The organism is Prosthecobacter sp. (genome assembly GCF_044373815.1).
Lineage (GTDB): Bacteria > Verrucomicrobiota > Verrucomicrobiia > Verrucomicrobiales > Verrucomicrobiaceae > Prosthecobacter.
In genome coordinates, this window is record NZ_JBIPNG010000448.1 from 1 (window position 1) to 5,480 (window position 5,480).

The window sequence follows — 5,480 nt, forward strand, 5'->3', positions numbered from 1 at the left end:
CCCCACTTCCACTTCACATTCGCGCAACTGCCCAGGCTTCACCCAATCCTCACCGCCATTGCGTGTCTTCACCCGGCGAAACTCCTCAGGCATGCGCGCGTAAAACTCCTGATGAAGCCAGCAAATAAACTCGGGAGAACAAATCTTCAATGCCTCATCATCCCTGAGACGCTGCTCCATAAGTTGCTGCACTTCGATGTGCGCCTGGCTTTCAATTTGCAGCGCATGTTTGTGCGGGTCAGCAGAATAATCTTTTTGGAGCGCCTTCTCAATGTCAACCGGGTGGGTGTTATGCCCCTCGATCAAGTTGGAGTAGTAGCTGTTCATTTTCCGCAGCAACTCAACCACGCTCTCGCGGGTAACCGGATGCAAAGCCCCTCCAAGCTCCGCAGACCTGCGGAACAAATCGAAGGCGAGTTCCTTCAACCCACCCGCCTGATCCATCGGAAAAAGCGGCTCCATGGAGGTTGTTCGGGTATAAAGCTCTCTCTGCATTTTTAACCATGGTCTTTATTGAGGCTCTTGTCGAGTCATTTGGCCGGTGGTTTATCCGACTCTTTGGCCGGTAGTTTCACCTCTTTAAATCCCTCATTTTGGCCGGTTCTTTGGCCGGTTCTTTGGCCGGTGCTAGGGACCGCGAATTGGGGGCAGGAACAACGCCTATTCACAAACGGCACCAGGGCCGATACCAGATCTGCGCGGCTCAGGCATCATACGCTTGTTCCTTGAGTCAGCTCACATTCCCCCCCCGTAACGAACATGAGATCAAGCCGCCACTACTATCTCGAAGCCCTCATCGCTAAAATGTCCAGGGACGATGCCAGAACAAACCGGGAAATGGGCACGCCAGCCGCCCCCATAGGCGCTCACGCCGGCAAGGAGGTCTCCAACCCCAGCAAGACCGCCGCCGGACGAGAGCCCTCCGCCCGCTAGAAAAAAGGCGGGCATGAACGACGCCCCGCGAAGGACAGGCCGCGTGGTTTTGGGTAGTTGGTGACACCAAAGCCACGCGGCATCCCGTATTGGGAGCGCCGACATTTTGTCGGCTCTGGCGCAGCCCCCTGAGGCACAAATCTCTATCCGCGCCGCGCGGCATCCCATCATCACCCCCGCACCTTCGCCCGCCTCTTCATCCCCGTCAGGTGCTCCCGCCTCGCCGCGCGCTTGTTCGTCTCCTTCACCAGATTCACCAGCGCCGCATTCGCCGCCGCCACCTCCTCCGGCTGCAGCAGCACCTCCTCGATGCCCGTGATGTAGCTCGTCAGGCTCGTGTCGATCACATACTTCGGCAGCTCCGTCTTAAACGTCGCTCCGCCCATGAAAAAGATCACGGATCGGAACTTCGACTCCGGCAGCTTCAGAAACTGCGCCAGCGCCCGCAGGTGCAGCTTGTTTTGCCAGATCGGATTCTGAAACGAGAACTTTCCCCCGGAGCCAAACGTCTGCGTCCACTTCGCCTGATGCTCAGCGCCGTAGATCCAGCCCGTGTAGTTCTTCGTCTCGATCACAAAGATCCCGAACGGCGACACCACCACATGGTCCACCTGCGTCAGCCCATCCCCGTCCGGGCGCGGCACATACAGATCGCTGAAGCCCCGGTACCGCGCTTTGTCCAGCAGCCGAAACGTCCCCTGCGTCACCAGCGTCTCCCCCAGCGACCCTTTGATGGACGACTTGAACTGCCGGTAAACAAACCGCACCACGTAAAGCCCGCCCACCAGCAGAAAAATCGGCAGCGCCGGTTTGACGAGCGTGGTGAATAAAACGTTGGGGTCAGTCATCCGCACCACTCTCCGCAGCAAACACCCCGCCACAAGCCCAGGCCCTTGCTCTGCCCCCCACTTTGCCTACGCACCTCAGCGTGCGGCCCTCATCAGCGACCTCACCCTATTTTTTCAGGCAAAGCACTGCACAAAGAGAAAAAACCACCCCATCAAAGCCTACTCCCCCGCAAAGCGGTAAAACAGCAGCTTGCGCGACAGCGGCAGAAAGACCTCCTTCGCCGCCTTCAGGTGCACCGGATTCTCGTTGTAGCGCAGGCGCGCGGCTTCATCATCAAAGCTCAGGATGAAACACACGTCATAGCTCGCGTCTGAGAAAGCACCGCCGACCCCGTCCGTGCGGCCCACATGGGCATGCTTCACCTCCGGGATGTTTTTCCCAAACGCATGCACAGCCTCGATCACCCTTCGCTGATCCTCCTCGTTGCCGGCGTTCTTCAGCCAGACCAGCCCCACCTGATGCAGCCGCCCGCCAGCCTTCTCGGCCCTCTGAGAAGCCGCGCAACCAGCCAGCAGCAGGCTCAATGACATAAGCACGACCGCCCGGATGTTCACTCTCATTTTCTTCATGGCACTTTGTCTTTCTAGATATTACTTTGTGGTTATTGGATTCTGAAAAAAGATCTTCAGCATCACAGCGTCGGAATCGTCCCGCCATCGATCACGTATTCCGCACCATGGATGGCCGCCGCACGATCTGACGCCAGAAAGGCCACCAGCTCCGCCACCTCCCACGGCCAGGCAGGCCGCCCGATGGGGATGCCCCCCAGCGCAGACAGAATGCCCTGCCGTGCCGTCTCCTCATCCGTGCCGCCGTTTTCCGCCAGCCGCTGCACCATCGACTCCGCAGCCGTCGTGTAGATCCAGCCCGGAGACACAGACGTCACCCGCACGCCCTTCGGCCCCAGCTCCTTGGAGAGCGCCTTGCTGTACGTCGTCAGCGCCGCCTTCGCAGCCGCATACGCCGTGGTCGAATCAGGCAGTGGCAGCTGCCGCTGGATGGATGAAATGTGAATCACCACGCCCCTGCCGCGCGCCACCATGTCCGGCACCAGCGCGCGGTCCAGCCGCACCGCCGCCAGCAGATTCAGATTCAGCTCCTCCAGCCACAGGTCATCCGTCAGCGCCGCAAAGCCGCCGCCCGGCGCTTGTGATCCGCCGAGGTTGTGAATCAAAACATCCACCCCACCGCACTCATCCCGCAGCACACGCGCCACCACACCCGTGCCCTCCGCCGTGGCCAGATCCGCAGCGATGAACCGCGCAGGCAGCGCCGCATCCTCCGGCGCCGTGCGCGCCGCCGTGATCACCTCAGCCCCCGCCGCAGCCAGCCTGCGCACCATGGCCTCTCCCGCCCCCTTCGTGCCACCACTGACAAACACACGCTTGCCCGCAAACTCCGTGGGATCTCCTTTGAATGTCGGTGCTTTCATTGGATGGCAAGGTGGGAGATTTTTCCGCCGTTCACCGTGAACGTATACTCGAGCTGCACCGGGCTGCCCGGAAACGTCCCGGACACACGGCCCGTGGCCACAAATGCCCCGTCCGCCTCCCGCATTCCGATCACCTCCACCTGCGGCTGATACTTCTGCGTCGTCTCGGCGATCCACGCGCGGATCGCCTCCCGCCCCTGGCGGTCCTGGCTCTCATCATGCACCAGGGCATCAGCCGCAAAGCACGCGGCGGCATCATCAGTGCGACCGTCATTCACAGCCGCGTAGTAGTCGGAAAGCACTTGGGGAAGGATCGTTTTCATGGTCTATGTCGTCGTTGTTTAGGCGGTCAAAATCTTGACCTCACTCCATCGAACCACGAACTTACAAAATGGCAAGAACCCACAAAAAAGTAAGTAGCTTACCTGATAAGCCACCCATTCCCTGGACCCGCCTCACCGCAGCTCAGGGCGTGGAGGAAGCCCTCCGCATGCTCGAAGGACGCTGGAAGTTTCTCATCCTCTTCCAGCTCTTTGGCGGCAACGTCATGCGCTTCTCAGATCTCGAGCGTGCCATCCCCGCCGTCACGCAAAAGATGCTGGCCCAGCAGCTCCGCCAGCTGGAGAAAGACGGCATCGTCCAGCGCACCGTCTATCCCGTCATCCCGCCCAAGGTCGAATACTCCCTCACCCCCTGGGGCCAGTCCCTCTGCCCCGTGCTCGATGCCATCCTCAAATGGGCCGCAGCACGCGAAGAGCTGCAGTAGAAAAGACGCCGCCATGAAACGTCACCCACGCACTCCACACGTCCCGACACTTTAAACTTGTAACTCCCTCCTCGTCACGCTGTCATCTCCTCCACACCCAGATGAAAGCCATCTCCCTCACCCTCCTGACCTTCCTCTGCCTGGCCCTCAGCACCCAGGCGCGCATCGGTGAAACATTGGACGAGTGCATCAAACGTTACGGCGAGCCCGCCCAGCGTCCCCAGTCCAAGACCCTGCTCTTTCACAAGTCCGGCATCGCCATCACCTGCTGCTTTGTCGATGACCTCTGCGTGCAGATGAGCTACAAAAAACTCGCTGCCGCCGCCCGCCTCAATGAACGCGAAGTGGAGATCCTCCGGATGGCCAATGGCAGCATGTGGCAGCTGCGGCCAGACGACAGCCACAATCCCACCATCCACTGGCGCAATGAAATCTGCGAGTGCCAGTGGGACCGCAACACGGGCCTGCTGCAGTTCGAGACCCTGGCGGAGAAGAAGCGAAAAGGAGCAGAAATGCGCGCCCAGGAGAAGAAACTCCTCGAAGGCTTCTAGCCCTCCAGCCTCTTCACATTGCAAAGCCCCGCTTCACCACGTCTCATCCCTTCCCTACACCGGCCCCATCTTCTGAATGTCCGCCGCCTCGCGCAGCTGGCACAGCCGCTTCTCGATCCGCTCCCTCGCCAGCTCCTCCATCAAGGACCTTTTCACATCCTCCTTCACGCTTTCAAACGGCTTCGGATCAGCATGCCGGATGTCATCCACACGCAGGATCATGAAAGTGCCCGGCTCCTCCAGCACCGCACTGAGCTCTCCCTTTTTCATCTTCGCGATGACACCAGCCACCTGGTCGTTGATGTCTGAAAGTCGCGTCCATGGCCAGGCACCGCCCTCATCCGCGCGGCTGTCGGCGCTGTTCTCACGGGCCATCTCCGCAAAGTCTCCCCCGTTCACCATCCGCGTGCGCAGGATCTCCGCCTGACTGCGCGCATTGGCCGTTGTGCTCAGGATCGTCAGCGTGTGAATCTTCACCGACTCCGGGTCACGCCAGCGCTGCAGGTTCTTCTCGTAATGCTCCCTCACCATCGCATCCGTCACCTCAAGGTTGTTTGTGATCCGCGCCCGCACCGCACTCACGATGATCATCCGCTCCCGCAGTTCACGATACTTCTCAAAGGACATGCCCACCGCGTCGATCTCCGCCATCAATGCCGCGTGATCCCCGTTGAATGAGAGCTGCGTCACCTGCTTCTCATCATTGTCGATGTCCTCCTTGTTGATGACGCCGCCCAGTCTGAAAAACTCATCCTCCAGCAGTTGGAAGTCGATGAGCCCGTTCAGCGCATTGAGTCGGACGTCCGCCAGTTCCTTCTTCAATCGCACCGGATCATTCGCCAGCTGGGCCAGCAGCATCCGCTCCTGCGCTTTGACCATTGCATCCAGATCGGAGGCATAAATCGGCATCCCGTTCACCTTCGCCACCACATGGTCCTTCGCCGCCTCC

The 5,480-nt window shown here is 60.1% G+C and carries 8 protein-coding genes and 1 pseudogene; 3 read left to right on the forward strand and 6 right to left on the reverse strand.

Annotation, left to right across the window (positions count from 1 at the left end; translation table 11 throughout):
- Window positions 1-462, reverse strand: a pseudogene (locus tag ACIREA_RS25610) (Fic family protein); the annotation flags it as partial.
- Between the two features lie 297 nt (window positions 463-759).
- Between ACIREA_RS25610 and ACIREA_RS25615 the strand changes: the two are divergent.
- Complete coding sequence (locus ACIREA_RS25615) at window positions 760-933, forward strand: hypothetical protein (protein WP_397385164.1); 174 nt, start codon at window positions 760-762, stop codon at window positions 931-933.
- A gap of 170 nt (window positions 934-1,103) precedes the next feature.
- Here the strand turns inward: ACIREA_RS25615 and ACIREA_RS25620 are convergent, their stop codons facing one another.
- From ACIREA_RS25620 to ACIREA_RS25635, 4 genes are all read right to left on the reverse strand, one after another.
- Entirely contained in the window at window positions 1,104-1,781 is a 678-nt protein-coding gene (locus ACIREA_RS25620; RefSeq protein WP_397385165.1) for a nuclease-related domain-containing protein, read from the reverse strand.
- A gap of 159 nt (window positions 1,782-1,940) precedes the next feature.
- Window positions 1,941-2,351 carry a Dabb family protein gene (locus ACIREA_RS25625; protein WP_397385166.1) on the reverse strand — a complete coding sequence of 137 codons (411 nt, stop codon included), beginning with the start codon at window positions 2,349-2,351 and terminating at the stop codon, window positions 1,941-1,943.
- A gap of 62 nt (window positions 2,352-2,413) precedes the next feature.
- Window positions 2,414-3,214, reverse strand: coding sequence for an SDR family oxidoreductase (locus ACIREA_RS25630; RefSeq protein ID WP_397385167.1), 801 nt, complete (start codon window positions 3,212-3,214; stop codon window positions 2,414-2,416).
- The gene (locus tag ACIREA_RS25635) at window positions 3,211-3,537 is read right to left on the reverse strand and encodes a nuclear transport factor 2 family protein (RefSeq protein ID WP_397385168.1); all 327 of its coding nucleotides are present in this window, start codon (window positions 3,535-3,537) and stop codon (window positions 3,211-3,213) included. The genes ACIREA_RS25630 and ACIREA_RS25635 overlap by 4 nt, the downstream gene beginning before the upstream one ends.
- 68 nt (window positions 3,538-3,605) lie before the next feature.
- Here ACIREA_RS25635 and ACIREA_RS25640 point away from each other — a divergent pair, with 68 nt between their 5' ends.
- Both ACIREA_RS25640 and ACIREA_RS25645 read left to right on the forward strand, forming a co-directional pair.
- Window positions 3,606-3,980 carry a winged helix-turn-helix transcriptional regulator gene (locus tag ACIREA_RS25640; protein ID WP_397385169.1) on the forward strand — a complete coding sequence of 125 codons (375 nt, stop codon included), beginning with the start codon at window positions 3,606-3,608 and terminating at the stop codon, window positions 3,978-3,980.
- A gap of 101 nt (window positions 3,981-4,081) precedes the next feature.
- Window positions 4,082-4,531 carry a hypothetical protein gene (locus tag ACIREA_RS25645; protein WP_397385170.1) on the forward strand — a complete coding sequence of 150 codons (450 nt, stop codon included), beginning with the start codon at window positions 4,082-4,084 and terminating at the stop codon, window positions 4,529-4,531.
- Between the two features lie 54 nt (window positions 4,532-4,585).
- Here ACIREA_RS25645 and ACIREA_RS25650 read toward each other — a convergent pair.
- Window positions 4,586-5,480 (reverse strand): peptidyl-prolyl cis-trans isomerase (locus ACIREA_RS25650; protein WP_397385171.1); only part of this gene is annotated, 895 nt, incomplete at its 5' end.

Coding starts and splice junctions, on each gene's coding strand:
- ACIREA_RS25640 (WP_397385169.1), top strand. CDS start 3,606: ATGGCAAGAACCCACAAAAAAGTAAGTAGCTTACCTGATAAGCCACCC.
- ACIREA_RS25645 (WP_397385170.1), top strand. CDS start 4,082: ATGAAAGCCATCTCCCTCACCCTCCTGACCTTCCTCTGCCTGGCCCTC.
- ACIREA_RS25625 (WP_397385166.1), bottom strand. CDS start 2,351: ATGAAGAAAATGAGAGTGAACATCCGGGCGGTCGTGCTTATGTCATTG.
- ACIREA_RS25620 (WP_397385165.1), bottom strand. CDS start 1,781: ATGACTGACCCCAACGTTTTATTCACCACGCTCGTCAAACCGGCGCTG.
- ACIREA_RS25630 (WP_397385167.1), bottom strand. CDS start 3,214: ATGAAAGCACCGACATTCAAAGGAGATCCCACGGAGTTTGCGGGCAAG.
- ACIREA_RS25635 (WP_397385168.1), bottom strand. CDS start 3,537: ATGAAAACGATCCTTCCCCAAGTGCTTTCCGACTACTACGCGGCTGTG.
- ACIREA_RS25615 (WP_397385164.1), top strand. CDS start 760: ATGAGATCAAGCCGCCACTACTATCTCGAAGCCCTCATCGCTAAAATG.